Consider the following 26,734-nt stretch of genomic DNA (forward strand, 5'->3'; position numbering starts at 1 on the left):
GCACAGGAGAACGAGTCGACCGGTAGCGATCTCGGTCCGACGCGTATCGGGTGGTTCCGCAGGCAGCGGAGTCACCCGGCGGCGGAGTGTGATCGACCGACGGAAGGAACAACGGCTCGATGGTGCCCGTGGATACCACCCTGAGTGGAGCCGGCAGGAACGATGATGTTTCGAGTGGTGCCGGCAGGAACGACGACGTTTCGAGTGGTGCCGGGTCGCCGTGGCTCGCGTATCGCGGTCGGCGTGAGGCCGTGACCGGTCGTGTCGATCGGTTCGACGAGATGCTCGATGCCGACGACGACGTCCGTCCGCATTGGGCGGAATTAATCGACGGTATGCGCGAGGCCGGCTCGGGTGCCATGCAGACGTTGCAGTCGCGGGTGAGCCGTCTGGTCGACGACCACGGCATCACGTACAACCCGATTCCGTCGGGTGGCAGCGAGGCGTTGCCCAGTGCTGTTCGGTGGGGGTTGGACAGTGTTCCGTTGGTCGTCGCGGCCGACGAGTGGGACCGTCTGGAAGCAGGTTTGGTTCAGCGGTCGATGTTGCTCGATGCGATGCTCACCGACATCTACGGTGCTCAGGAAACCGTTCGTCGGGGGTTGATTCCACCGGAGTTGGTCTTCGGCAACCCGGGCTATCTGCGGACGGCGCATGCGATCACCGTTCCGGGGCCGCATCAGCTGTTCATGCATGCCGCCGATGTCGCCCGAGGTTCCGACGGCGAATTCCGGGTCGTCGCCGACCGCACGCAGGCACCGTCGGGAGTGGGGTACGCGCTCGCCGATCGGCGGGTGATGTCGCGCGCGATGCCGGAGTTGTTCCAGGCCAGCAATCCCAGGCCGCTGTCCACGTTCGCTCGGGCGGTTCGTCTGGCGCTTCGCGATGCGGCACCCGCATCGGCCGAGAATCCGGTCGTGGTGGTGCTCAGTCCCGGTTCGCATTCCGAGACGGCATTCGATCAGGCTTATCTCGCAACGGTTCTCGGCTTTCCGCTCGTGGAGAATGCCGATCTCGTGGTCCGCGACGGCTGTCTGTGGATGCGGTCGCTCGGCAAGCTGCGCCGGGTCGATGTGGTGCTGCGCCGAGTCGACGCCGAGTTCGCCGACCCACTCGATCTGCGCCCGGATTCGCATCTGGGAGTCGTCGGTCTGGTCGAAGTGCTGCGGCGCGGGGCCGTGAGCGTGGTGAACACGCTCGGTAGCGGTGTGCTCGAGAACCCGGCTCTGCTTCCGTTGCTTCCGGCGTTGAGTCGTGCCCTGCTGGACGAGGATCTGATTCTCGGTTCGGTACAGACCTACTGGGGTGGCGACCCGGATCAGCTCTCGCACATCGGAAGCCGGATGCGTTCGCTGGTGCTGCGCTCGACCACCTCACGTCGCACGGTGGTGGGGCACGATCTCACCGACGTCGCCGCGGAGGAGCTGTGGAAGCGAATTCTCGCCGAGCCGTGGAAGTGGACCGGGCAGGAAGTCCCCGAGTTCTCGTTGGCTCCGGTCGGTTCGTCGATCGACGGCGGCTCGGGTTCGCAGTTGTCGGTGGCGCCGGCGCAGGTGGGGATGCGGCTGTTCACGGTTGCGCAGCGGGGCGGGTACACGCCGATGCGCGGCGGACTGGGGCAGGTGGTGCTCACCGCACCGGTCACCGAACCGCTCATCACGGTGGCGTCGAAGGATGTGTGGGTCAAGTCGGTGGAACGGGTCACCCCGGCCGACTCCGCTCCGCACACCCCGCCCGCCACGGTGGAGGAGTTGCCGCAGTACGCCGCGTCCAACGTCGATGTCGTCAGTTCCCCGCGTGTGCTCGGCGACCTGTTCTGGTTCGGCCGCTACAGCGAGCGTGCCGAGGACATGACTCGATTGCTCATCGCTGCGCGCGAACGCAATCAGGACTATCGATCGATGCCGTGGCTCGAAGGCAGCGAAAGTCTGCCGATTCTTCTCGAAGCGGTCACGAAGGTCTCGCGCACCTGGCCGGGATTCCTCGACGAGAAGAACCGCGGTGATGCGAGCGTGGAAATGCGCTCGCTGATGCTCTCGACGGGACGTCCGGGTTCGCTGGCCCAATCGGTGGATCGGATGCAGCAAGCGGCGCGCGCGGTGCGCGACCAGCTCTCGAACGACACCTGGGCGGTGCTGAACCGCATCGACACCGCGCTCGAGGAGCTGGCCGAGTCGCCGGTTCACAACGGCGCGCAATTGGCGTCGTCGCAGTCGAGTGTGCTGCGCGGGCTGCTTGCGCTGGCCGGCTTGGCATCGGAATCGATGGTGCGAGACGCGGGCTGGTACCTGATGGATGCAGGCAAACGGATCGAGCGTGGTCTGCAGCTGACTGCGCTGCTCTCGGCCACGCTGAGCCACGCTCTCACGCCCTCCACCGAACAAGCGGTCATCGATTCGGTGCTGTCCGCGGCCGAGTCGTCGGTGATCTACCGCAGACGCAACAGCGGGCGCGCGCGTCCGGCGGCCGTCGCGCAACTGTTGTTGTTCGACGAGGGCAACCCGCGAGCGTTGGTCTACCAGCTCGATCGGCTGCGGGACGACCTGGGTTCGTTGCCCGACGCCTCGGGTACGTCGCGGCCCGAGCAGCTCGTCGAGCAGATGCGGGTGCGGTTGCGGCGCGTCGACCCGGGCGATCTGGAATCGGTCGATGCGAACGGCAGGCGAGTGGAGTTGCTCGAGCTGGTGGACGGCATCCACGACTCGCTGGAGGAATTGTCCCGCGTCGTCCTCGCCACGCACATGTCGTTGCCCGGTGGCACGCAGCCGCTGTGGGGCAGCGCCAACATCCGAACTGCGAACGGAGTGCGGTGATGAGTCGTCGGTACCGAATCAAGCACATCACCACCTACACGTATTCCGACCGCGTTACCTCGTCCTACGGGCGCGGATTCCTCGCGCCCCGCGACATGGACGGGCAGCACTGTCTGGAGAAGTCGGTCACGGTGGAGCCGGCTCCCACCGATCAATCCTTCGGCGTGGACGTCTACGGCAACGAGGACGTGTACTTCCACGTCACGCACGACCACGAGAAGCTGGTGGTCACGGCGGATTCGCTGGTGGAGGTCTATCCTCGTCCGGCGGACGAGACGACCTCGTGGCCGGCGACGGCATCCTGGGAGTCGGCTCGGATGGCGCTGTTCGATGCGAGCGTGCCTGCGGATCCGGCCCGCGCGTCGGCCGTGGAGTTCGCTCTCGATCTGCCGACTCCGGAGATCACCGACGAGGTGCGCGCCTACGCGGCCCCCAGCTTCTGGCCCGGTCGTCCTCTCGCGGACGTCGTCGTAGATCTGACGCATCGGATCTTCACCGATTTTCGCTATCTGTCCGGCTCGACGACGGTCTCGACCACCGTTGTCGACGTCCTCGCCGCGAGGTCGGGAGTGTGTCAGGACTTCGCTCGCCTTGCGATCGCGTGCTTGCGGTCCCAGGGTCTGGCGGCGCGGTACGTGTCGGGATACCTCGCAACCGAACCTCCGCCCGGCAAGGAACGGATGATCGGTGTCGACGCGACCCACGCGTGGGCTGCGGTGTGGATGCCGAACGATCGGTGGCTCGCGTTCGATCCCACCAACGATCAGCTGGTCGACGAGCGATACGCGACCGTGGCGTGGGGACGTGACTACGCCGACGTGCCGCCCCTGCGCGGGGTGATCTACACCGAAGCGGAGGAGAGCACCATCGCCGTATCGGTGGACGTTGCACCGCAGTAGCGAACCCGGCATAATTCGGTGGCTCGGGGGTAACCGACCATCTGGTCGAATCTACGAATGCAACGTGCGAAAAGCCGCAAAACGGACAATCGTTTCCCATTCGTAGTCACCGAGACGGCACAGCAGAACACACCGAACGGGTAGCTTGGATATCGATGACCGCAACACTGGCAGACCCTGTATCAGAGGTAGTAGCAGCAGCCCAGCGACTCCTCACCAAACGCACCGGAGCTCCGGTGACGTTGATCGACCCGGTGAATCTGGGGGGTAGCGGTCAAGCGATCGTGTTGCGAGTCAGAGTGTCCGAGAACCCGTTTCAGCTGCCCCGCACCCTGGTGATCAAGCAGGTCCGGGAGCTGCCCGCCGAATCGGAACTGCATGCCGAGCTCGCCGACGTCTCCGGTTCCAGTGCCTTCCTGCGCGAGGCAGCGTCGTACCAGTTCGCCAACGCTCTGGCCACGGACAGCAGGCCCGGACCCGAGCTGCACGCATACGACCTCGACGCACGGCTGCTGGTGCTCAGCGATCTCGGCGACGCCAGTCCCATCACCACCCTGCTGCGCAACTCGGACGAAGCCGCGGTGACCAATTCCCTGATGGCTATGGCGCAGGCGCTCGGCCGCATGCACGCCGCCACCGTCGGCCGTGAGGACGACTTCGCTGCTCTGCTGCGACGGGTGGGACAACCCGACTCCACCGACGGGATCTCCGCCCAGATACCCGACGCGCTCGCCGAGGTCCCCGGCTTGCTGACCGATCTCCTCGGCGTCGGAACGACTCCGGATGCCATTCTCGATCGCGTCTCTCGCAGCGGACGGCTGTTCGCGCACGGAGCCTTCCGCGCCTTCAGCCCGTCCGACCTGTGTCCCGACAACATCATCGTCAACGACGAAGGCGTGCGGTTCCTCGACTACGAGTGGGGCGGATTTCGTGACGCCACCCTCGACATCACCTACGCGTTGGCGTCGTTCCCAGGTTGCCTGTGCAGCTTCGAGCTTTCACACGATCGCGAGCAGGCGATGATCGACGCGTGGCGCTCGGAAGTGGTGGGGATATGGCCAGCGTTGGCCGACGACACCACGCTGGCGAGCAAAATTCTCGACGCGCGTCTGATCTGGGTGTGGCTGAGCACCTACTGGTTCCTGCCCGACGACCACACTCGCATCGCAGCGGCGCGTGCTCATCACCTGTCGGTTCCGCGGTCGCAGGCACTGATCTCGCGGTGGACGGCGCTGGCAGACAGTGCCGCGCGCGTCGGTGAGACCGACATCGCCGACTACGCGACGTCGGTCGGCACCGCTCTGCGCACCAAGTGGGAGCGCTGAGGAATACGCCGTTCGCGCATCCGCCGGTCGCATCGGTAGCGTTCGACGGGTGAGCGGCGGCATCGGTAGTGACTTCTCCGGCGGGGATATCTCGGGAAGCGACGAGTTGGGCGACGGACTGTTCGACGCGCCTGCGCCCCCGGAGGCGATGATCGCCGAGTCCCGTCCCACGTCCACCTACGTCAGGCCCGACGCACCTCTGGCGGTGCGTATGCGTCCGACGAGCCTCGACGAGGTGGTGGGGCAGTCTCATCTGTTGGCTCCGGGCGCACCGCTGCGCCGGCTGGTCGAGGGCTCCGGTGCGTCCTCGGTGATGCTCTACGGTCCACCGGGAACCGGTAAGACGACGCTGGCGTCGCTGATCTCGGGGGCTACCGGACGCAAGTTCGAGGCGCTGTCGGCTCTCTCGGCCGGTGTCAAGGAAGTACGCAACGTCATCGAACTCGCGCGCCGCCGACTGCTCTCGGGCGAGCAGACGGTGCTGTTCATCGACGAGGTGCACCGCTTCTCCAAGACGCAGCAGGATGCACTGCTCGCTGCCGTCGAGAATCGGATCGTGTTGTTGGTGGCTGCGACCACGGAGAACCCGTCGTTCTCGGTGGTGTCGCCGCTGCTGTCCCGGTCGTTGGTTCTGCAGTTGCAGCCGCTGGCATCCGAGGACATCGAGTTGTTGCTCACTCGCGCCGCCAACGATCCGCGCGGACTGGACGGTGCGGTGACCATCGCCGACGACGCGATGGATCACCTGGTGCGTCTCGCTGCCGGCGACGCCCGACGGGCGTTGACGGCACTCGAGGCGGCAGCGGGCGCTGCAACCGACGGGATGCTCGACCTCGCGACGGTCGAGGCCAGTGTCGACAAGGCCGCCGTGCGTTACGACCGCGACGGAGATCAGCACTACGACGTCATCAGCGCGTTCATCAAGTCGATCAGAGGGTCCGACGTCGACGCCGCCCTGCACTATCTGGCGCGGATGATCACGGCAGGCGAGGACGCGCGGTTCATCGCGAGACGTCTCGTGGTGCACGCCAGCGAGGACATCGGGATGGCCGACCCCACGGCACTGCAGACCGCGACGGCCGCTGCCAGCGCCGTGCAGATGATCGGTATGCCCGAGGCACGGTTGGCGCTGGCGCAGGCGACGATTCATCTGGCCACTGCGCCCAAATCCGGTGCCGTGATCGGCGCACTCGGTGCTGCCATGGCCGACGTGGCTGCAGGCAAGTCGGGATCGGTGCCGCCGCATCTGCGCGACGGCCACTACAAGGGCGCGCAAGGGCTGGGGAACGCCGTCGGGTATCGGTACCCGCACAGCAGTCCTGGCGGCGTACTGGGGCAGCAGTATCCGCCGGACGAACTGGTGGGCGTGAACTACTACGAGCCCACCGAGCACGGTGCCGAGCGGGAAATCGCGACCAGGGTCGGGAAACTGCGCCGCATCATCCGAGGCCGATAGGCCCTCGAGTCAGTGCGAGGTCCGACGACGCTAACCTGTATCCGTGCAGACCCATGAGATCCGCAGGCGTTTCCTCGACCATTTCGTGAAGGCGGGACACACCGAAGTACCCAGTGCGTCGTTGATCCTCGACGACCCCAATCTGCTGTTCGTCAATGCGGGCATGGTTCCGTTCGTGCCGTTCTTCCTCGGTCAGCAGACACCGCCGTACAAGACGGCGACGAGCGTCCAGAAGTGCGTGCGCACGCTCGACATCGAGAACGTCGGTATCACCACCCGCCACAACACGTTCTTCCAGATGGCAGGAAACTTCTCGTTCGGCGACTACTTCAAGCGAGACGCCATTCGGCACGCCTGGTCTCTGTTGACCGACAGCGTCGAGGACGGCGGATACGGGTTCGATCCCGAGCGCATCTGGGCCACCGCGTATCTCGACGACGACGAGGCGATCGAGCTTTGGAAGGAGATCGCAGGCCTGCCCGACGAGCGAATTCAGCGCCGAGGAATGGCCGACAACTACTGGTCCATGGGCATTCCCGGACCCTGTGGCCCGTGCTCGGAGATCTACTACGACCGAGGACCCGAGTTCGGTGCCGAGGGCGGTCCCGAGGCCGACGAGGATCGGTACATCGAGATCTGGAACCTCGTGTTCATGCAGAACGAACGCGGCAAGGGAATCAGCAAGGACGACTTCGAGATCCTCGGTCCGCTGCCGAAGCAGAACATCGACACCGGCATGGGCGTCGAGCGCGTCGCCTTCCTGCTGCAGGGCGTGGACAACGTCTACGAGACCGACCTCGTCCGACCGGTGATCGCCAAGGCCGAGGAACTCTCGGGACGCGCCTACGGTGCCAACCACGACGACGACGTGCGTTTCCGAGTCATCGCCGATCACGCCCGGACCGCCGCGCTGCTGATCTCCGACGGAGTCAATCCCGGCAACGACGGTCGCGGCTACGTGCTGCGCCGATTGCTGCGCCGCATCGTCCGATCGGCACGCCTGCTCGGCGCACCCGACGAGACCATGGCGCAGTTCGTCACCGTCGTACGAGACACGATGGCCGAGTCGTACCCGAATCTGGTCACCGACTTCGATCGCATTCTGACCGTCGCAGTGGGGGAGGAATCGGCGTTCCTCAAGACCCTGACCTCGGGTTCGCGGCTGTTCGAGGGAGCGGCGGAGGCAGTCAAGGCGTCGGGCGCGAAGAAGATCGGCGGTGCCGAGGCATTCGCGCTGCACGACACCTATGGTTTCCCGATCGATCTGACGCTCGAGATGGCCGCCGAGGCCGGCCTGTCGGTGGACGAGGACGGTTTCCGCTCGCTGATGGCCGAGCAGCGCAACCGGGCCAAGGACGACGCCCGTGCCCGCAAGCACGCACACGCAGACCTCACGGTCTACAAGGATTTCGTCGACGGTTCGCCGACCGAGTTCACCGGATTCGACGAACTCGGCTCCGAGGCCACGGTATTGGCCCTGATCTCGAACGGCGTCCGCGTACCGACCGCGGTTGCGGGAGACTCGGTGGAGATCATCCTCGACCGCAGCCCGCTCTACGCCGAGTCCGGTGGCCAGATCGCCGACATCGGCACGATCACTGCACCCGGCCTCGGCGTCAAGGTCAACGACGTGCAGAAGATCGCCAAGAAGCTCTGGACGCACAAGTCGGTGGTCGAGTCGGGTCAGATCACCGAGGGCGACACCGTGCACGTCGACGTCGACCACGCGTGGCGCAAGGGCGCGACTCAGGGCCACTCGGGTACCCACATGGTGCACGCGGCACTGCGACAGGTGCTCGGGCCGAACGCGACGCAGGCCGGATCGCTCAACAAGCCCGGCTACCTGCGATTCGACTTCTCGTGGCAGGGCGCGCTCTCGGAGGCGCAGCGCGACGACATCGAGAACGTCGCCAACGACGCGGTGGGCTCGGACTTCGCGGTCAACACCATGGTCACCGACCTCGACAGTGCCAAGAAGATGGGCGCCATGGCCCTGTTCGGTGAGAACTACGGCGACGAAGTGCGCGTCGTCGAGATCGGCGGACCGTTCTCGATGGAACTGTGCGGTGGTACGCACGTGCAGCACTCGTCGCAGATCGGCCCGGTGACCATTCTCGGTGAATCCTCCGTGGGCTCGGGAGTGCGCCGAGTCGAAGCCTTCGTCGGCCTCGACTCGTACCGCTATCTCGCCAAGGAACGCGCGCTGCTGGCCGGCATCGCGTCCTCGCTGAAGGTGCCGTCCGAGGAGGTTCCGGCCCGCATCGAGACCCTGGTCGAGCGTCTGCGGGTCGCGGAGAAGGAACTCGACGCGGTCAAGGCCGCCGCAGTGCTGGCCTCGGCAGGGGAGTTCGTCGGCAGGGCCGAGCGATTCGGCGACGTGCGAGCGGTCATCGCGCAGGCACCGGACGGCGTCGGCGGCAACGACTTGCGCACCTTGGTCACCGATATCCGAGGCCGGCTGGGCGCGGATCCGGCCGTGGTGGTGCTGTTCGGCACCGTGAACGGCAAGGTCCCGTTCGTGGTCTCGACCAACAAGGCAGCTCAGGATGCAGGCATCGCGGCAGGCGATCTGGTGGCGGCCTTCGGTCCGAGTATCGGTGGCCGAGGCGGCGGCAAGCCCGAGTTGGCTCAGGGTTCGGGATCGGACGTCGCCGGAATTCCAGCCGGTATCGACGCATCCCGGGCTCGATTGACCGAACTCACCACCCACTGACGATCGTGGTAGCTCAGGGGCGCGGCCCCGATCGGCCAGGAGTCGACGATCCCGGCCGCGGCCGTCGTATCGGCATCGACGTCGGCAGTGTGCGCATCGGTATCGCCTCGAGCGATCCCGACGGTGTACTCGCCACGCCGGTCGAGACCGTGCCGCGATCGAAGATCAAGGGTCCCGACGCCCCGGACGTGGCGCGGGTGGCGGAGATCGTCGCCGAATACGAGGCCGTCGAGATCGTCATCGGGCTTCCTCGGACGCTGCGCGGAGAGCGCGGCAACGCCGTCGACGCAGCCGAGAAATTCGGCCGCTCCCTGCACCGGCGACTGGGTGATGTGCCGATTCGGATGGCCGACGAGCGACTGACTACCGTGAGTGCATCGCGCGCGCTACGGGACAGTGGAGTGCGAGCCAAGAACCAACGATCGGTGATCGATCAGGCTGCGGCGGTCGCGATACTGCAGGGCTGGCTCGACGAGCGCCGTGCCGTATCGGATCGTGCAGCGAACAATTCAGGATCGACGGAGGTCGACGAGTGAACTACGAAGGGTCCGATCGGGACCGGCGAGATGCGCGCTCGGACGAGGCGCACACCGACCCGATCGGCTATCGCGTGGACGAGGGCAGCGAGTTCCACCGCACTGTGCACGGCCCGCCGCAGCGTCAGGAGCCGCATCCCCGGTCCTCTCGTGACGCAGATCGGGAGCACGAGGCCGAGCGCGGAGCGTTGCCACAGGAGGTCGGCCGCAGCCGTGCCGCGACCCGGAAGGACCGAGCTGCCTCCAGCCGCAAGCGCCGCGGCCGCCTGGTCGCTCTGGTACTCGGGCTCGTACTGGTCGTGGCAGTCGCGGGAGGAGCGTATTTTGCGGTGAACAAGTTCGGCAATCGCACGACACCGAACGCCGACTTCACCGCGGGCTCACCGGGGGACGGCGTGGTGATTCAGGTTCATCCCAACGACACCGCGCAACAGATCGGTACCCAGGCAGCGGACAAGGGTGTGGTCGCCAGTTCGGGAGCCTTCCTCGAAGCGGCGCTCCTGAACAACGCCATCACCTCGGTTCAACCCGGTTTCTATCTGCTCGCCAGCAACGTGCCTGCCTCGCAGGCCGTGAACGAACTCGTCGACCCCGCGTCCCGGGTGGGCAACATGGTGATCTCGGAGGGCCGTCAGCTGCACGACGCGCGCGACGTGAACACCGGTGCCGTCAAGAAGGGCATCTACACCCTGATCTCCGAGGCCAGCTGCGTGGACCGAACCGGCAGTGGAACCCCCACCTGCGTGAGCTACGACGACCTCAACGTGGCCGGAGCCGTGGACGACCCGGCCGCCTTGGGCGTGCCCGACTGGGCCACCGATCGCGTCGAGGGAGTCCCGGACCGCGATCGCCAGCTCGAAGGCCTGATCGCCGCAGGAACCTGGGACTTCGATCCCAGCGCGGCTCCGACCGACATTCTGAAGCAGCTGGTGTCCGAGAGCGCGACCCGCTACGAGGACACCGGAATCCTCACCGCGGGTGCCAACTCCGGGCTGACTCCGTACGACACCCTCGTCGCTGCGTCGCTCGTCGAGCGGGAGTCGCTGCCGCAGGACTTCAGCAAGGTGGCCCGGGTGATCCTCAATCGGCTCGCGGTGCCGCAGAAGCTCGAGTTCGACTCGACGGTCAACTACTCGCTCGACACGACCGAGGTGGCCACCACCGACGCCGATCGCGCCCGCGTCACACCGTGGAACACCTATGCCAGCGAAGGGCTGCCGGCAACTCCGATCTCCTCGCCGAGTATCGGTGCGGTGCAGGCGGTCGAGATGCCCGCCGACGGTGACTGGCTGTACTTCGTGACCATCAACCAGGCGGGCGAAACCCTGTTCACCCGCAGCTACGAGGAACACCTGGCCAACATCACCAAGGTCGAGGGTGGCTTCCTCGACAGCGGCCGCTGACGTGCGCGCCGCTGTACTCGGAAGCCCTGTCGAACACTCGAAGTCGCCGGTGCTGCACTGTGCCGCGTACCGCGCGCTCGGCCTCGCCGACTGGACCTACGAGCGCATCGACTGCACCGGTGAGCAGTTGCCCGGCCTGCTCGACGGTTTCGGTCCCGAATGGGTCGGCGTGTCGGTCACCATGCCGGGGAAGGTCGCGGCTCTGGCGTACGCGACCGAGCGCACCGCGCGGGCAGTTCTGGCCGGCTCGGCGAACACCCTGGTGCGCACCGAGTCGGGCTGGCGCGCCGATTGCACGGACGTCGATGGGATAGTCGGTGCACTGCGCGACGCCGGAATCGAGGACCTGTCCGGTCGCACCGTGACGGTGGTCGGCGCAGGAGGAACGTCGAGGCCGGCGATCGTGGCGCTGGCCGGACTAGGAGCGACTGCGGTCACTGTCGTCGCGCGGTCGGCCGACCGCGCCCGAGACACACTGGACTGCGCCGTCGCCGCGGGGATGCGCGCGGAATTCGCGGACATGACCGACCCTCGGCTCGCCACCGTCGCAGCGGAGTCCGCTGTGCTCGTCAGCACCGTGCCCGCGGCCGGGGCTGCGGACATCGCGTCGGATCTCGCCCAGGCGCCCCTGGTCCTCGACGCAATCTACGATCCCTGGCCGACGCCCCTGGCAACTGCCGTGGACGAGGCCGGTGGAACCGTCATCAGCGGATTGTCGATGCTGCTCAATCAGGCGTACGGGCAGGTGGAGCAGTTCACCGGCAGGCCGGCACCGCGAGCGGTCATGCGGGACGCACTGTTCACCGCGTTGTGAGTTCGAGCCGGCAGTAGTCCACGGGCCGGAGTAGTCCACGGGCCGCGAGTTGTCCACAGGCCCCGAGTTGTGCACAGGGCAACGTTCCACCTGGGCTTTCGTCACAGTCGATCGCTGCCGTGGTGCAAGCCTTCGGTCATGATTGTCGTGTGTGGTGCGGTCGTGGTCGGTGCCGTTGTGGGGCTGACGATGCGCCGCTGTTTGGTCCGATGGAGTCCTCGGCTCCTGCCGCTGCTGTCTGCGATCGGTACCGGATGGGTCTGGTGGCGTTTCGGCGGTACCGAGTACGCGGTTCCGTTGTGCGTGACGACGTGGTGGTTCGCCGCACTCAGCGCGGTCGACCTGCAGCGACGCCGGTTGCCGAACGCCTTGACCGTCCCCGGGGCGGTCGTGGTGACGATCGCGCTCGTGTTCACCGGTTCGCCGGGGGCACTGCTGGGCGGTGCTCTGTTGTTCGCGATCTATCTCGTCGTTCACCTTCTCGCGCCCGCGGCGTTCGGAGCGGGGGACGTCAAACTCGCCTGGTCGGTCGGCTCGATCGCGTGCGTCGGCGGCGGGGGAGGATGGGCGATCGCCGCGCTGTCGGCACCGGTGGCAACTGCCGTGGTGGGGTCGATCACCGCGGCGTTGGGGCACCGGCGAGCCCGCATCCCGCACGGCCCGTCCATGTGCGCGGCCACCCTGCTGGCATCCGCGGCGTCCCTGGCGTGAAAAGATGTTCGAGTGCTGCGCTGGATAACTGCCGGAGAATCCCACGGACCCGCTCTCGTCGCCATTCTCGAAGGAATGGTCGCGGGAGTAGAGGTGACCTCGGACGACATTGCCTCTCAACTCGCTCGCCGTCGCCTCGGCTACGGCCGAGGTGCACGCATGAAGTTCGAGGCCGACAAAGTGACCCTCACCGGCGGTGTCCGACACGGACGCACCATGGGTGGTCCGGTCGCGATCGAGGTCGGCAACACCGAGTGGCCCAAGTGGGAGCAGGTGATGTCGGCCGATCCCGTCGACGAGGCAGTGCTCGCGAATCTCGCGCGCAACTCTCCGTTGACACGGCCGCGGCCCGGCCACGCCGACTTCTCCGGGATGCTCAAGTACGGCTTCGACGACGCTCGCCCCGTGCTCGAACGCGCCAGCGCGCGTGAGACAGCCGCCCGGGTCGCCATCGGCACCGTCGCCCGCCTGTTCCTGAAGCAGGCGTTCGGGGTGGACGTCGTGTCCCATGTGATCTCCATCGGGGCATCCGACCCCTATGTCGGGCCGCCGCCCGCAGGCGCGGACCTCGACGCGATCGACGCATCTCCGGTTCGCGCCTTCGACAAGGCCGCCGAAGAATCGATGATCGCCGAGATCGAAGCAGCGAAGAAGGACGGTGACACCCTCGGCGGCGTCGTCGAGGTCGTGGTGCACGGTCTGCCCGTCGGCCTCGGGTCGTTCGTCTCCGGAGAACGCAAGCTCGACGCAAGACTCGCCGCGGCCCTGATGGGAATCCAGGCCATCAAGGGGGTCGAGATCGGGGACGGCTTCGAGACCGCGCGTCGACGCGGAAGCGTCGCTCACGACGAGATCAAGCCCGGTCCGGACGGTGTGTTGCGCTCGACCAACCGGGCAGGCGGCATCGAGGGCGGTATGACCAACGGTGAGGCACTGCGAGTGCGGGCGGCGATGAAGCCCATCTCGACGGTTCCGCGCGCGTTGGCAACGGTCGACATGACGACCGGCGACGAGGCGGTGGCCATTCATCAGCGCTCGGATGTCTGCGCTGTTCCGGCTGCCGGTGTCGTGGCCGAGACGATGGTCGCCCTGGTCGTCGCGCAGGCAGCGTTGGAGAAGTTCGGTGGGGACTCGCTGGCGGAGACGACGAGTAACGTCGACCACTACGTGAAGGGCACCGCCGCCCGACCTCCACGATGACCCCGTACGCGGTCCTCGTCGGACCGCCGGGAGCAGGCAAGTCGACGATCGGTCGACGGCTGGCACAGGCTCTCGACCTGGACCTGTTCGACACCGATGTGGCCATCGAGCGAGACACCGGTCGTACGATCGCCGATATCTTCTCGCACGACGGCGAACCGGCCTTTCGGCAGATCGAGGAGCGGATAGTCGCCGGTGCTCTGGCCTCGCACGACGGGATCGTCTCCCTCGGCGGTGGTGCTGTGCTGTCGCCCGCGACCCGCGCTCTGCTGTCCGGGCACACCGTGGTGTACCTGGAAATCAGTGTGGCCGAGGGGCTTCGGCGTACCGGTGCGAACACGGTTCGGCCGTTGCTCGCCGGTCCTGATCCGCGTGCGAAGTACCAGGAACTGATGCGTCATCGGCGACCTCTCTATCGATCGGTGGCCACGGTGCGAGTGCGTACCGACAGTCGCAGCCCCGCTCGGGTCGTGGGCCAGTTGGTGTCGAAGCTGACCGCCATCGCCCCTGTTCCCGGGCGCGATGCGAACGAGAAAAACCCCCAGTAGATGAAGGTGATTCGATGACAGAGCCAGTGCGCGTCCAGGTCGAGACTGCCAACCCGTACCCGGTGATCATCGGCCGAGGTCTGTTGACGGATCTCGTCGACCAGCTCGCCGGAACGGCCACCGTGGCGATCTTCCACCAGCCTCCGCTGGCAGAGACCGCGGAAGCAGTGCGAGCGGCGTTGGCGGACAAGGGAATCGACGCTCATCGCATCGAGATTCCGGACGCCGAGGACGGCAAGGATCTGGCCGTGGCCGGGTTCTGCTGGGAGGTTCTCGGCCGAATCGGTCTCACTCGCAGCGACGCCATCGTCAGCCTGGGCGGCGGAGCGGCGACGGACCTGGCCGGATTCGTGGCCGCGACCTGGATGCGCGGAGTTCGTATCGTCCACGTCCCGACGACGCTGCTGGCCATGGTCGACGCGGCCGTGGGCGGCAAGACCGGCATCAATACCGATGCCGGCAAGAACCTCGTCGGCTCCTTCCACGAACCGGCTGCCGTGTTGATCGATCTGGCGACCCTGGAGACCGTGCCGAAGAACGAGATCGTGTCGGGCCTGGCCGAGGTGATCAAGACCGGATTCATCGCCGATCCGAAGATTCTGGACATCATCGAAGCCGATCCTGCCGCGGCGCTGGATCCGACCGGCGACGTGCTCCCGGAGCTGATTCGGCGCTCGGTCGAGGTCAAGGCGAAGGTCGTGGCGGCAGATCTGCGTGAGTCGAACCTGCGCGAGATCCTGAACTACGGGCACACGCTCGCGCACGCCATCGAGCGGCGGGAGCAGTACCGGTGGCGTCACGGTGCCGCGGTGTCGGTCGGTCTGGTGTTCGCGGCCGAGCTGGGACGTCTGGCCGGACGCCTGGACGACGCCACTGCCGACCGCCACCGTTCGATTCTCGAATCGGTCGGATTGCCGGTCACCTACGACGAGTATGCGTTCTCGGATCTGCTCAAGGGCATGCAGACGGACAAGAAGAACCGGGCCGGGCTGCTGCGGTTCGTGGTTCTGGACGGTTTGGCCAAGCCCGGACGGCTCGAAGGTCCGGATCCGGCACTGCTCGTCGCTGCATTCTCCGCGGTCGGCCGCGAGGCCCCGGCCGCAGGTGGGTCGGCCATCATGTTGTGACGCCGTCGGCCCGTCTCGGGGCCTGACGACAACGGGCGGTGATCGACGCGTACAGCGTCGATCACCGCCCGTAGGTCGATGTAGGGGAGTCAGGAACCGTCGGCACTGCCGTGGCGGCCGCGCTTGTCGAGCCGCGGCTTGCCGTCCGCATCCACTGCCGAGAACACCTCGGTGTCGGCGTCGCCGTGCTCGGGAGCCCACTGCGTTTCGGTCCGCGTGGGTTCGGTCCGCGTCGCCTCTGCCTGACCCGAACGGTTCTCCTGGCCGGCGTTGACCAGCTGGCGGTCGTGCGCACGTTCGGCGTCCGAGGTGGCCAACTTCTTCTTGGCCTCGCGGTTGACGATCTGTCGTCCCACGAACACCGCGACGCTGGCGCCGATGAAGATGGTGAGAATCGTGAACGCGGCTCCGGACGTGAGTTCGAAGACCAGACCGTTCTGACCCAGGCTGAAATCGACGAAGAAGTCCACGATCCAGCTCAGGAGACCACCGAGGAGTCCACCGACCACAGCGGCTTTGAGCCAGACCATGGTGAGGTCCTCGCCGTCCTCGGGGTCGGGATGCATGCGCCGGTCGCGGATTCCATCGATGCCGGCCCACACGATGATGACGAGCAGCACGAGGGCGTATGCCACCCAGCGCAGTGCCGATCCGCTCAGCGGCCACATCGACACTGCTGCCCCCAGCAGCAGTCGAACGACGACGTTGACCAATCCCATACTTATGCCACGCACTGCCCACCCAGTCATGCGGCACAGCATATCCGCACGTCGAAGTTTGTGTGTCGGGGCCCACAAGTTCGACGAGCCGGTCGAGGGAGGGGGAGCCTGTGGGGCGACCGGTAATGTCGGGCTCATGCCTGCCGATTTCGGTGCCCGTCGTGGTGCCCTACGAGAACTGTTGGCCGCCGACGGACTCGATTCGATGCTGATCACCGATCTTCTCAACGTGCGATATCTGACTGGATTCACCGGGTCCAACGCCGCGCTACTGGTCTCGGTGGCCGATTCGGCCGGTGACGAGGATCGGACGGTCATCTGCACAGACGGTCGGTACGTCACCCAGGTGGCCGAGCAGGTGCCGGATCTGCGGGCCGAGATCGACCGGGCGTCGGCGATACACCTGCTTCGATCGGGCGTGTCGGGTAGCGGCGGCCGGATCGGTTTCGAGAGTCACGTGGTGACCGTCGACGCCCATCGCGCGTGGTCCGAGCTCGACGGTGCTGCGGAGTTGGTCCGCGCACCGGGTGTCGTGGAGTCCTTGCGCATGGTCAAGGACGAGTTCGAGGTGGGGTTGCTCCGGGACGCCTGCCGCGCCGCCGACGAGGCCCTGGCTCGATTGATCGGTGGAGGCGGCATCCGGGCAGGCCGGACCGAGCGTGAGGTCGCCCGCGAGCTGGAATCGGCGATGCTCGACCACGGTGCCGATGCGATCTCGTTCGAGACCATCGTTGCGGCGGGTGCCAACTCGGCGGTCCCGCACCACCGGCCCACCGATGCGGTGTTGGCCGACGGCGACTTCGTCAAGCTCGACTTCGGTGCACTCGTCGGCGGCTACCACTCGGACATGACTCGAACCTTCGTCATCGGTAGTCCCGCGCAGTGGCAGCGCGATCTGTACGAGCTGGTGCAGCGGTCGCAGACTGCCGGTCGCGACGCCCTGGCACCGGGAGTGACCACCGCCTCGGTCGACGCCGCGTCACGCTCGGTGATCGAGGACGCAGGGTACGGGGAGTACTTCCTCCACGGGCTCGGCCATGGCGTCGGCCTGGAAATCCACGAAGCGCCGGGAATCGCGGAGACGAGCACCGGTACACTGCTGAGCGGTGCAGCGGTCACCGTCGAGCCGGGTGTCTACTTCTCCGGTCGCGGCGGCGTTCGGATCGAGGACACACTCGTCGTTCGCGACGGGGGTCCGGAACTGCTCACCCTGACAAGCAAGGAACTCACGTCCGTCTAGCGCGCGGGCGGGAGCGAATCCAAGCCCGTGACCGACAGCGCGTCACGCGCACAAACGATTGAGGAGACGCGAAGCAAGTGGCTTCCACCAGCGATTTCAAGAACGGACTGGTTCTCAACCTGGAGAACCAGCTGTGGTCGATCATCGAATTCCAGCACGTCAAGCCCGGTAAGGGACCCGCATTCGTGCGGACCAAGCTCAAGAACGTGCTCTCGGGCAAGGTCGTCGACAAGACGTTCAACGCCGGTGTGAAGGTCGACACCGCAACGGTCGACCGCCGCGACATGACGTACCTCTACCACGACGGCAGCGACTACGTGTTCATGGACGCCGACACATACGACCAGCTCTCGATCGGTGAGGCCACCGTCGGTGACGGCGCACGCTTCCTGCTCGAGAACCTGCGCGTTCAGGTCGCCATGCACGAGGGCGTTCCGCTGTACGTCGAGCTTCCCGTCACCGTCGAGCTCGAGGTCAAGCACACCGATCCCGGCCTGCAGGGCGATCGCTCCACCGGCGGCACCAAGCCGGCGACCCTCGAGACCGGAGCCGAGATCTCGGTGCCGCTGTTCATCAACACCGGCGACAAGCTCAAGGTCGACTCGCGTGACGGAAACTACCTCGGGCGTGTGAACTCCTAACGTGTCATCGAAGAAGTCGACGTCCTCTGCCTCGCAGAACGGTGCTCCCGGTGCGAAGAAGCTGGGTGCGCGTCACAAGGCCCGCAAGCGGGCGGTGGATTTTCTGTTCGAGGCGGAGGCGCGCAACGTCGACCCGGTGAACCTGACCACCGAGCGCATCGAACTCGCACGCGGCGACGACACGATCGCTCCCGTCAGTGATTACACCTCGACCTTGGTCGAGGGCGTAGCCGAGAATCTCGATCGCCTTGACGGCGTGATCGCCGATCACCTCAAGGACTGGACGCTCACCCGTCTGCCTGCGGTGGACAGGGCGATCCTGCGCGTCGCCGTCTGGGAGTTGTTCCACGCCACCGACGTGCCACCGGTCGTCGCCGTCGACGAAGCCGTCGAGCTGGCCAAACAGCTCTCCACCGACGATTCGCCCGGCTTCGTCAACGGCGTGCTGGGTCAGATCGTCCTGGTCGCGCCGCAGGTACGCGCCGCGGCCGCGGCCGTCTCGAGCCGTACCCAGTCCGATGCGTCCGGTGAAGCGTCGGTCGACGCCGAGCAGTGATCGCACGGTCGACGCACGTGTGACCGAACGCTCTGCGAGCCTGCTGGTCTCGGTTCGCAGAGCGTTGCTAGGCTCTACGCAGTTGTTGTCAGACATCCTTTAACGATCCGTCCAGAGAGGCGGAGAAGGAGGTCGTAGTTTGCCTGCGCCCGAAAGCTCGTCCGCGAACCCCGCCGTTCGTGAATTGCTGTCCTCGGCCGATGTGGGACGCACCATCTCCCGCATGGCCCATCAGATCATCGAGAAGACGGCCCTCGACGCTGCGGACTCGCCGCGCGTGGTGCTACTGGGCATCCCCACACGTGGGACCACGCTGGCGGAACGGCTCGCAGAACGTATCGAGGCATTTTCGGGCGTGCGGCCTCCGCTCGGGTCCCTCGACATCACTCTCTACCGCGACGATCTGCGGAACAAGCCGCACCGACCACTCGAGCGCACCTCGGTGCCCACAGGCGGCGTCGACGACGCACTGGTCGTACTGGTCGACGACGTACTGTTCTCCGGGCGAACCGTACGGTCCGCGCTCGACGCACTGCGTGACCTCGGTCGCCCCCGTGCGGTGCAGCTGGCGGTCCTCATCGACCGCGGCCATCGCGAACTTCCACTTCGTGCGGACTACGTCGGCAAGAACGTCCCCACAGCGCGCACCGAGGACGTGTCGGTGCTGCTCTCCGAACACGACGGCCGCGACGGGGTCAGCCTGTCCGAGGGAGGATCCGCTCGATGAAGCACTTGCTCTCGGTCGCCGACCTGACGGCCGAATCGGCCACCGAGATCCTCGACGAAGCCGAACGATTCGAGCAGGCGCTTCTCGGCCGCGAGGTCAAGAAACTACCGACACTGCGCGGACGCACCATCATGACGGTGTTCTTCGAGAACTCGACGCGCACCCGCGTCTCGTTCGAGGTCGCAGGCAAGTGGATGAGCGCCGATGTCATCAACGTCAGCGCCAGCAGCTCGTCGGTGTCGAAGGGGGAGTCGCTCCGCGACACCGCGATGACGTTGCGCGCCGCCGGAGCCGACGCGCTCATCGTCCGACACCCGGCATCGGGTGCTGCGCATCAGATCGCTCAATGGACCGCCGATCAGGGAACTGGCCTCGACGGTCGTTCCGCAGGCTCCACTCCTGGCCTCGATGGTCGTTCCGCAGGCTCCACTCCTGGTGGCGGCCCGGCGGTGATCAACGCAGGCGACGGTACCCACGAACACCCCACCCAGGCCCTGCTCGACGCCCTGACGGTTCGTCAACGACTCGGGGACATCGCCGGCCGTCGGGTGGCGATCGTCGGCGACATCCTGCACAGCCGGGTGGCGCGCTCGAATGCGATCCTGCTGGCCACGCTCGGTGCCGAAGTGGTGCTGATCGCACCACCGACGCTGCTGCCCGTCGGAGTGACCGGCTGGCCGGTGCGGGTCTCGCACGATATCGACGCCGAACTGCCCGGTCTGGACGCGGTGTTGATGCTCAGAGTGCAGGCCGAGCGAATGAACGGCGGGTTCTTCCCCTCCGCTCGTGAGTACTCGATCACGTACGGGCTCTCGCAGCGCCGCCTCGACCTGCTGCCCGAGCACGCCGTCGTCCTGCACCCGGGTCCGATGCTTCGCGGTATGGAGATCGCGTCCTCGGTGGCCGATTCTCCGAAAACTGCAGTTCTGCAACAGGTTACGAATGGAGTTCACGTGCGGATGGCGGTGCTGTTCCGATTGCTGGTCGGTTCGGACGGGGGTGCATCGTGAACGCGCCTGCGACCTCCGTCCTGCTCCGCGGCGTGCTGCTGTACGGCGAGGGCCCCGAGACCGACGTTCTGATCACCGGCGAAGAGATCGCCGGAATCGGTGCGGACCTCGACGCCGACGGAGCCGAGGTGGTCGATGCCCGCGGCCAGATTCTGCTGCCCGGATTCGTCGACATGCACACGCACCTGCGCGAACCCGGCCGCGAGGACACCGAAACGATCGAATCCGGTTCGGCGGCAGCGGCTCTGGGCGGCTACACCGCGGTGTTCGCGATGGCGAACACCGATCCGGTTGCCGACTCGGTGGTGGTCACCGATCACGTCTGGCGTCGGGGACAGGAAGTGGGCCTCGTCGACGTCCACCCGGTCGGTGCGATCACGGTCGGTTTGAAGGGCAAGCAGCTCGCCGAGATGGCCACGATGGCAGCGGGAATCGGCCGGGTGAAGATGTTCTCGGACGACGGCCACTGCGTCGACGATCCACTGATCATGCGTCGGGCATTGGAATACTCGAGTTCGCTCGGTGTCCTCATCGCTCAGCACGCCGAGGAGCCCAGGCTCACCGTCGGTGCCGTCGCCCACGAGGGCCCCACTGCGGCGCGGCTCGGACTGGCCGGTTGGCCACGCGCGGCAGAAGAATCGATCGTCGCGCGCGACGCCCTGCTGGCCCGTGACGCGGGTGCGCGGGTGCACATCTGCCACGCGTCCACCGCGGGAACCGTCGAGCTGATGAAATGGGCACGCGGACAGGGTATTTCGATCACTGCCGAGGTCACCCCGCATCACCTGCTGCTGGACGATTCGCGGCTCGAGACGTACGACGCGATCAACAAGGTGAACCCGCCGCTACGCGAGAAGTCCGATGTCGACGCCCTGCGCAAGGGCCTGGCCGACGGTGTGATCGATTGTGTGGCAACCGATCACGCGCCGCATGCCGAACAGGACAAGTGCTGTGAGTTCTCGATCGCCCGTCCCGGGATGCTCGGGCTCGAAACCGCACTGTCGATCGTCGTCGACACGATGGTGACCCCGGGCCTGCTCGATTGGCGCGGCGTGGCGCGGGTGATGAGCGAGCGTCCTGCCGAAATCGTCGGACTGGTTGATCAGGGACGGCCCATCGAGGTCGGTGAGATCGCCAATCTGACGCTGGTGGATGCGAATTCGAGCTGGACGGTCTCGGGCGAGAAGCTGGCCAGTGTCGCACACAACACTCCGTTCGAGGACATGACCTTCTCCTCGAAGGTGACCACGACGGTGTTGCGCGGACGAATCACCGTTCGCGACGGAGTCGTGGCGAACAGAGCGGGAGAGTAGAGCCGTGGACAGAGTTCTCATCGTCATCGGATTCGTCCTGTTCTGGGCGCTGATGATCGCCCTGATCTTCTGGGGTTGGAGAGGACGGCAGAAGCGTCAGGAAGACCGAATCGGTGAATTCCCGGCCGTGCCCGAAAATCTGGGTGCCACTCACATCGAGCCGGCCACCGGCCTGTACGTCGGCAGCACCATCGCGCCGAGCTGGCAGGACCGGATCGCCGTCGGCGACATCGGCCATCGCGCCACCGGCGAACTGTCGCGATACGAGAAGGGCATTCTGCTCGATCGAGACGGTGAATCTCCCATCTGGATTCCAGCGGAATCGATTCGTGCGATCCGCACCGAGCGCGGGTTGGCGGGCAAGGTCATGACCAAGGACGGGCTTCTGGTCATTCGTTGGGAGCTCCCGACGGGGACCGAGATAGACACCGGCTTCCGGGCCGACGACAAGCAGATCTACCCGGTGTGGACAGCGAGTTCCACCGGAGAAACCAAGGAGGAAACCGCGTGAGCAGCGCAGTTCTTGTTCTGGAGGACGGCCGGACATTCCGCGGCACCACATTCGGCGCACAGGGGCGCACCCTCGGCGAGGCCGTGTTCTGTACCGGAATGACCGGGTACCAGGAGACACTGACCGACCCGAGCTATCACCGACAGATCGTCGTCGCGACCGCGCCGCAGATCGGCAACACCGGCTGGAACCAGGAGGACGGTGAAGCCGCCAGCGCCCAGGATCCCAACAAGATCTGGGTCGCCGGATACGTCGTTCGAGATCCGGCGCGCCGTACCTCGAGTTGGCGCTCGACCGGAACTCTGCAGGATCAGCTCGAGGCCCAGAACGTGGTGGGCATCGCCGGAATCGACACACGCGCCCTGGTACGGCACCTGCGCACCCGCGGCTCGATGCGAGCGGGAGTGTTCTCCGGCGACGCACTCGGCACCTCGGAGGAGATGCTCGAGCAGGTGGTCGATCAGCCGTCCATGCTCGGTGCCGACCTCGCCGGTGAAGTGACCACCGGAGCCGGCTACACCATCGAGCCGTCCGGTGATGCTCGGTTCACCGTCGTCGCAGTCGATCTCGGTATCAAGACCAACACTCCGCGGATGTTCGCCGAGCGCGGTATCCGCGTGCACGTGGTGCCGTCGAACACCACCATCGAGCAGGTTCTGGAACTGAACCCGGACGGTGTCTTCCTCTCCAACGGACCGGGCGACCCGGCCACGGCGGACACCAGCGTCGCGTTGACCAGGCAGGTACTCGAACGTGAGCTGCCGCTGTTCGGTATCTGCTTCGGAAATCAGATCTTCGGGCGGGCACTGGGCCGTGGCACCTACAAGATGAAGTTCGGCCACCGCGGCATGAACATCCCGGTCATCGAGCACACCACCGGACGCATCGCGATCACCGCGCAGAATCACGGATTCGCACTCGAAGGCGAAGCGGGCGAGGAATTCGACACCGACTTCGGCCGCGCCCGGATCAGCCACACCTGCGCCAACGACGGCACCGTCGAAGGCGTCGAACTGATCAGCGGTAGCGCCTTCTCCGTGCAGTACCACCCCGAGGCCGCGGCAGGTCCACACGACGCCGCCTACCTCTTCGACCGTTTCACCAGCGTCCTTCAGGAGAAGAAGTAATGCCACGCCGCACAGACCTGAACCACGTCCTGGTCATCGGATCCGGCCCGATCGTCATCGGTCAGGCCTGTGAGTTCGACTACTCCGGCACCCAGGCCTGCCGAGTGCTGCGCGAGGAGGGACTGCGCGTCAGCCTCGTCAACTCCAACCCCGCGACGATCATGACCGACCCCGAGTTCGCCGACGCCACCTACGTCGAGCCGATCACTGCGGAATTCATCGAGAAGATCTTCGCCCGCGAGGCCGAGCAGGGCCACCCCATCCAGGCCGTGCTCGCGACCCTGGGTGGGCAGACAGCACTCAATGCCGCTGTCGCACTGCACGATCAGGGCATTCTCACCAAGTACGGCGTCGAGCTGATCGGTGCCGACTTCGACGCCATCCAGCGCGGCGAGGATCGCCAGAAGTTCAAGGACATCGTCGCCAAGGTCGGTGGCGAGTCCGCCAAGTCTGCCGTCTGCTACACGATGGACGAGGTGCGCGAGACCGTCGCCGAGCTCGGCTTCCCGGTCGTCGTACGGCCGTCGTTCACCATGGGCGGTCTCGGTTCGGGGCTGGCCTACAACGACGAGGACCTGACCCGAATCGCCGGTGGCGGTCTGTCGGCCTCACCCACGGCGAACGTCCTCATCGAGGAGTCCATCCTCGGCTGGAAGGAATACGAGCTCGAGCTGATGCGCGACGGCCGCGACAACGTGGTCATCGTGTGCTCCATCGAGAACGTGGACCCAGTGGGCGTACACACCGGCGACTCGGTGACCGTCGCCCCGGCCATGACGCTGACCGACCGCGAGTACCAGAAGATGCGCGACCTTTCCATCGACATCCTCCGTGAGGTGGGCGTCGACACCGGTGGCTGCAACATCCAGTTCGCGATGGATCCGGCGGACGGCCGCCTCGTCGTCATCGAGATGAACCCCCGCGTGTCGCGCTCGTCGGCGCTGGCATCGAAGGCAACCGGTTACCCGATCGCGAAGATGGCCGCCAAGCTGGCCATCGGCTACACCCTCGACGAGATCGTCAACGACATCACCCGCGAGACCCCGGCGTGCTTCGAGCCGACCCTGGACTACGTGGTCGTCAAGGCACCGCGGTTCGCGTTCGAGAAGTTCCCCGGTGCCGACGGCACGCTGACCACGACGATGAAGTCCGTCGGTGAGGCGATGTCCATCGGCCGCAACTTCACCGAGGCATTCGGCAAGGTGATGCGCTCGCTCGAAACCAAGCGCGCGGGGTACTGGACCGGCCCCGACGTGGAGGCCGACAGCCTCGAAGCGCTGCTGAAGGACCTGTCCGTTCCTCAGGACGGTCGGATGTACGGAATCGAGAAGGCGTTCGCGATGGGCGCCACCCTCGAGCAGCTCTTCGAGGCGACCAAGATCGACCCGTGGTTCCTCGATCAGTTCCAGCAGATCCACGAACTCGGCGTGCAGGTTCGCGAGGCGGCCGAATTCGACGAGGCGCTGCTGCGTCAGGCGAAGTACCACGGTCTGTCCGACCGCCAGATCGCAGCTCTGCGTCCCGAACTGGGCGGTGAGGACGGTGTGCGTGCGCTGCGTACCGAGCTGGGTGTGCATCCGGTCTACAAGACGGTCGACACCTGCGCCGCCGAGTTCGAGGCCAAGACGCCGTACCACTACGGCACCTACGAGCTCGACCCCGAGGCCGAATCCGAGGTGGCCCCGCAGCCGGACCGCCCCAAGGTGCTCATCCTGGGCTCGGGTCCCAACCGCATCGGCCAGGGCATCGAATTCGACTACAGCTGTGTACACGCGGCGCAGACACTGTCCGAGGCCGGCTACGAGACGGTGATGGTCAACTGCAACCCCGAAACCGTCTCCACCGACTACGACACCGCCGACCGCCTGTACTTCGAGCCACTGACCTTCGAGGACGTACTCGAGGTGTACCGGGCCGAGGCCGCCTCGGGAACGGTGCGCGGGGTCATCGTGCAGCTGGGCGGCCAAACTCCGCTCGGCCTGGCGAAGCGGCTGAAGGCCGCAGGCGTCCCGATCGTCGGCACATCGCCCGAGGCGATCGATCTCGCCGAGGACCGGGGCGAGTTCGGCAAGGTGCTCGACGCAGCCGGGTTGCCCGCTGCCAAGTACGGCACGGCGACGACGTTCGACGGGGCCCGTGAGATCGCCGCAGGTATCGGCTACCCGGTACTGGTGCGCCCGTCCTACGTGCTCGGCGGACGCGGCATGGAGATCGTGTACGACGAGGCATCGCTCGCGACGTACATCTCCAACGCGACGGAGATCTCGGACGATCGTCCGGTGCTGGTCGACCGATTCCTCGAAGATGCGGTCGAGATCGACGTCGACGCATTGTGCGACGGCACCGAGGTCTACATCGGCGGCATCATGGAACACATCGAGGAGGCCGGGATCCACTCCGGCGACTCGGCGTGCGCGTTGCCGCCGATCACGCTCGGCAAGACCGACATCGAGAACGTCCGACGGTCCACCGAGGCTCTCGCGAAGGGCATCGGTGTACGTGGCCTGCTCAACGTGCAGTACGCACTCAAGGACGACATCCTGTACGTCCTCGAGGCCAACCCGCGTGCGAGCCGCACGGTTCCGTTCGTGTCCAAGGCGACGGCAGTTCAGCTCGCGAAAGCCTGCGCCCGAGTGATGCTCGGGGAGACCATCGCCGAGCTGCGGACCGCGGGCATCCTGCCCGAGACCGGGGACGGTGGCACCGTCCCGGCCGGTGCCCCGATCGCAGTCAAGGAAGCGGTGTTGCCGTTCAACCGGTTCCGTCGTGCGGACGGAACCGGAGTGGACACCCTGCTCAGCCCGGAGATGAAGTCCACCGGTGAGGTGATGGGAATCGACTTCGATTTCGGTACCGCGTTCGCCAAGAGTCAGACCGCTGCGTACGGCTCGTTGCCCGCGGGCGGCGCGGTGTTCGTATCGGTGGCCAACAAGGACAAGCGATCACTGATCTTCCCGGTGAAGCGACTCGCGGATCTGGGCTTCACGATTCTGGCGACCGAAGGTACCGCTGATGTGTTGCGGCGCAACGGAATCAAATGTGAGCAGGTGTACAAGCAGTCCGGTGAGGACGTGCCGGAGGGGGAGCGGACCGTAGTCGACCGGATACTCGCCGGTGACATCGCCATGGTGATCAACACCCCGTACGGCAACTCCGGCCCTCGCGTCGACGGCTACGAGATCCGAAGCGCCGCAGTGGCACAGAACATCCCGTGCATCACCACGGTGCAGGGAGCCTCGGCAGCCGTGCAGGGCATCGAGGCCGGTATCGCCGGTGGAATCGGCGTTCGCTCGCTGCAGGATCTGCATGCGGGCCTGAAGCAGGGGCTGGAAGGCTGAGATAGAT

General features: G+C 66.2%; 22 protein-coding genes. 21 read left to right on the forward strand and 1 reads right to left on the reverse strand.

The genetic code is table 11. The features are described from left to right. Window positions 1-119 precede the first annotated feature (119 nt). The 12 genes from R3P93_RS12010 (at window position 120) to aroB (ending at window position 15,545) form a co-directional block, all read left to right on the forward strand. Window positions 120-2,813 carry a circularly permuted type 2 ATP-grasp protein gene (locus R3P93_RS12010; protein WP_394855292.1) on the forward strand — a complete coding sequence of 898 codons (2,694 nt, stop codon included), beginning with the start codon at window positions 120-122 and terminating at the stop codon, window positions 2,811-2,813. Continuing rightward, entirely contained in the window at window positions 2,813-3,712 is a 900-nt protein-coding gene (locus R3P93_RS12015) for a transglutaminase family protein (protein WP_094641925.1), read from the forward strand. Before R3P93_RS12010 ends, R3P93_RS12015 begins: the two co-directional genes overlap by 1 nt. A 155-nt stretch (window positions 3,713-3,867) precedes the next feature. Then, entirely contained in the window at window positions 3,868-5,037 is a 1,170-nt protein-coding gene (locus R3P93_RS12020; protein WP_317533096.1) for a protein kinase family protein, read from the forward strand. A gap of 148 nt (window positions 5,038-5,185) precedes the next feature. Continuing rightward, on the forward strand, window positions 5,186-6,493 hold the full coding sequence (locus tag R3P93_RS12025; protein WP_255183163.1) for a replication-associated recombination protein A: 1,308 nt from the start codon (window positions 5,186-5,188) through the stop codon (window positions 6,491-6,493). A 43-nt stretch (window positions 6,494-6,536) separates the two neighbouring features. After that, window positions 6,537-9,206 (forward strand): alanine--tRNA ligase, encoded by a 2,670-nt coding sequence (gene alaS / locus R3P93_RS12030; protein ID WP_317533097.1) that lies wholly within the window; start codon window positions 6,537-6,539, stop codon window positions 9,204-9,206. Window positions 9,207-9,211: 5 nt separating this feature from the next. Next, window positions 9,212-9,742: a Holliday junction resolvase RuvX gene (ruvX, locus tag R3P93_RS12035; protein ID WP_068050567.1), complete on the forward strand. Its 531-nt coding sequence runs from the start codon at window positions 9,212-9,214 to the stop codon at window positions 9,740-9,742. Next, the gene (locus R3P93_RS12040) at window positions 9,739-11,145 is read left to right on the forward strand and encodes an endolytic transglycosylase MltG (RefSeq protein WP_068050566.1); all 1,407 of its coding nucleotides are present in this window, start codon (window positions 9,739-9,741) and stop codon (window positions 11,143-11,145) included. The genes ruvX and R3P93_RS12040 overlap by 4 nt, the downstream gene beginning before the upstream one ends. 1 nt (window position 11,146) lies before the next feature. Then, window positions 11,147-11,959 carry a shikimate dehydrogenase gene (locus R3P93_RS12045; RefSeq protein ID WP_317533154.1) on the forward strand — a complete coding sequence of 271 codons (813 nt, stop codon included), beginning with the start codon at window positions 11,147-11,149 and terminating at the stop codon, window positions 11,957-11,959. Window positions 11,960-12,097: 138 nt separating this feature from the next. Then, window positions 12,098-12,670, forward strand: a complete 573-nt coding sequence (locus R3P93_RS12050) for a prepilin peptidase (protein WP_231893997.1) — start codon at window positions 12,098-12,100, stop codon at window positions 12,668-12,670. A gap of 12 nt (window positions 12,671-12,682) precedes the next feature. Beyond that, window positions 12,683-13,870, forward strand: coding sequence for a chorismate synthase (aroC, locus tag R3P93_RS12055; RefSeq protein WP_317533098.1), 1,188 nt, complete (start codon window positions 12,683-12,685; stop codon window positions 13,868-13,870). Further along, a complete protein-coding gene (locus R3P93_RS12060) occupies window positions 13,867-14,418 on the forward strand; it encodes a shikimate kinase (protein WP_068050563.1) in 552 nt (183 codons plus the stop codon). Before aroC ends, R3P93_RS12060 begins: the two co-directional genes overlap by 4 nt. Before the next feature lie 14 nt (window positions 14,419-14,432). Next, window positions 14,433-15,545 carry a 3-dehydroquinate synthase gene (gene aroB, locus R3P93_RS12065; protein WP_068050562.1) on the forward strand — a complete coding sequence of 371 codons (1,113 nt, stop codon included), beginning with the start codon at window positions 14,433-14,435 and terminating at the stop codon, window positions 15,543-15,545. A gap of 89 nt (window positions 15,546-15,634) precedes the next feature. Here aroB and R3P93_RS12070 read toward each other — a convergent pair whose 3' ends face one another. Further along, window positions 15,635-16,294: a B-4DMT family transporter gene (locus R3P93_RS12070; protein ID WP_317533099.1), complete on the reverse strand. Its 660-nt coding sequence runs from the start codon at window positions 16,292-16,294 to the stop codon at window positions 15,635-15,637. 106 nt (window positions 16,295-16,400) lie between these two features. Here R3P93_RS12070 and R3P93_RS12075 point away from each other — a divergent pair, with 106 nt between their 5' ends. The 9 genes from R3P93_RS12075 (at window position 16,401) to carB (ending at window position 26,727) form a co-directional block, all read left to right on the forward strand. Next, window positions 16,401-17,504 (forward strand): M24 family metallopeptidase, encoded by a 1,104-nt coding sequence (locus tag R3P93_RS12075; RefSeq protein WP_317533100.1) that lies wholly within the window; start codon window positions 16,401-16,403, stop codon window positions 17,502-17,504. A 77-nt stretch (window positions 17,505-17,581) separates the two neighbouring features. Then, window positions 17,582-18,145 (forward strand): elongation factor P, encoded by a 564-nt coding sequence (efp, locus tag R3P93_RS12080; RefSeq protein WP_317533101.1) that lies wholly within the window; start codon window positions 17,582-17,584, stop codon window positions 18,143-18,145. 1 nt (window position 18,146) lies between these two features. Further along, window positions 18,147-18,701 carry a transcription antitermination factor NusB gene (nusB, locus tag R3P93_RS12085; RefSeq protein WP_094641906.1) on the forward strand — a complete coding sequence of 185 codons (555 nt, stop codon included), beginning with the start codon at window positions 18,147-18,149 and terminating at the stop codon, window positions 18,699-18,701. A 139-nt stretch (window positions 18,702-18,840) separates the two neighbouring features. Then, window positions 18,841-19,428: a bifunctional pyr operon transcriptional regulator/uracil phosphoribosyltransferase PyrR gene (pyrR, locus tag R3P93_RS12090; protein WP_094641904.1), complete on the forward strand. Its 588-nt coding sequence runs from the start codon at window positions 18,841-18,843 to the stop codon at window positions 19,426-19,428. Beyond that, window positions 19,425-20,438: an aspartate carbamoyltransferase catalytic subunit gene (locus R3P93_RS12095; protein WP_149405845.1), complete on the forward strand. Its 1,014-nt coding sequence runs from the start codon at window positions 19,425-19,427 to the stop codon at window positions 20,436-20,438. The genes pyrR and R3P93_RS12095 overlap by 4 nt, the downstream gene beginning before the upstream one ends. Then, window positions 20,435-21,751, forward strand: coding sequence for a dihydroorotase (locus tag R3P93_RS12100; protein ID WP_156516213.1), 1,317 nt, complete (start codon window positions 20,435-20,437; stop codon window positions 21,749-21,751). The genes R3P93_RS12095 and R3P93_RS12100 overlap by 4 nt, the downstream gene beginning before the upstream one ends. 4 nt (window positions 21,752-21,755) lie before the next feature. Then, the gene (locus tag R3P93_RS12105; RefSeq protein ID WP_068050555.1) at window positions 21,756-22,262 is read left to right on the forward strand and encodes a PH-like domain-containing protein; all 507 of its coding nucleotides are present in this window, start codon (window positions 21,756-21,758) and stop codon (window positions 22,260-22,262) included. Continuing rightward, window positions 22,259-23,389, forward strand: coding sequence for a glutamine-hydrolyzing carbamoyl-phosphate synthase small subunit (carA, locus tag R3P93_RS12110; protein ID WP_094670216.1), 1,131 nt, complete (start codon window positions 22,259-22,261; stop codon window positions 23,387-23,389). Before R3P93_RS12105 ends, carA begins: the two co-directional genes overlap by 4 nt. Next, complete coding sequence (gene carB, locus R3P93_RS12115; protein WP_317533102.1) at window positions 23,389-26,727, forward strand: carbamoyl-phosphate synthase large subunit; 3,339 nt, start codon at window positions 23,389-23,391, stop codon at window positions 26,725-26,727. Before carA ends, carB begins: the two co-directional genes overlap by 1 nt. Window positions 26,728-26,734 lie beyond the last annotated feature (7 nt).

Origin of the sequence: Rhodococcus cerastii (assembly GCF_033042195.1) — a bacterium.
In the GTDB taxonomy this organism is placed as follows: domain Bacteria; phylum Actinomycetota; class Actinomycetes; order Mycobacteriales; family Mycobacteriaceae; genus Rhodococcoides.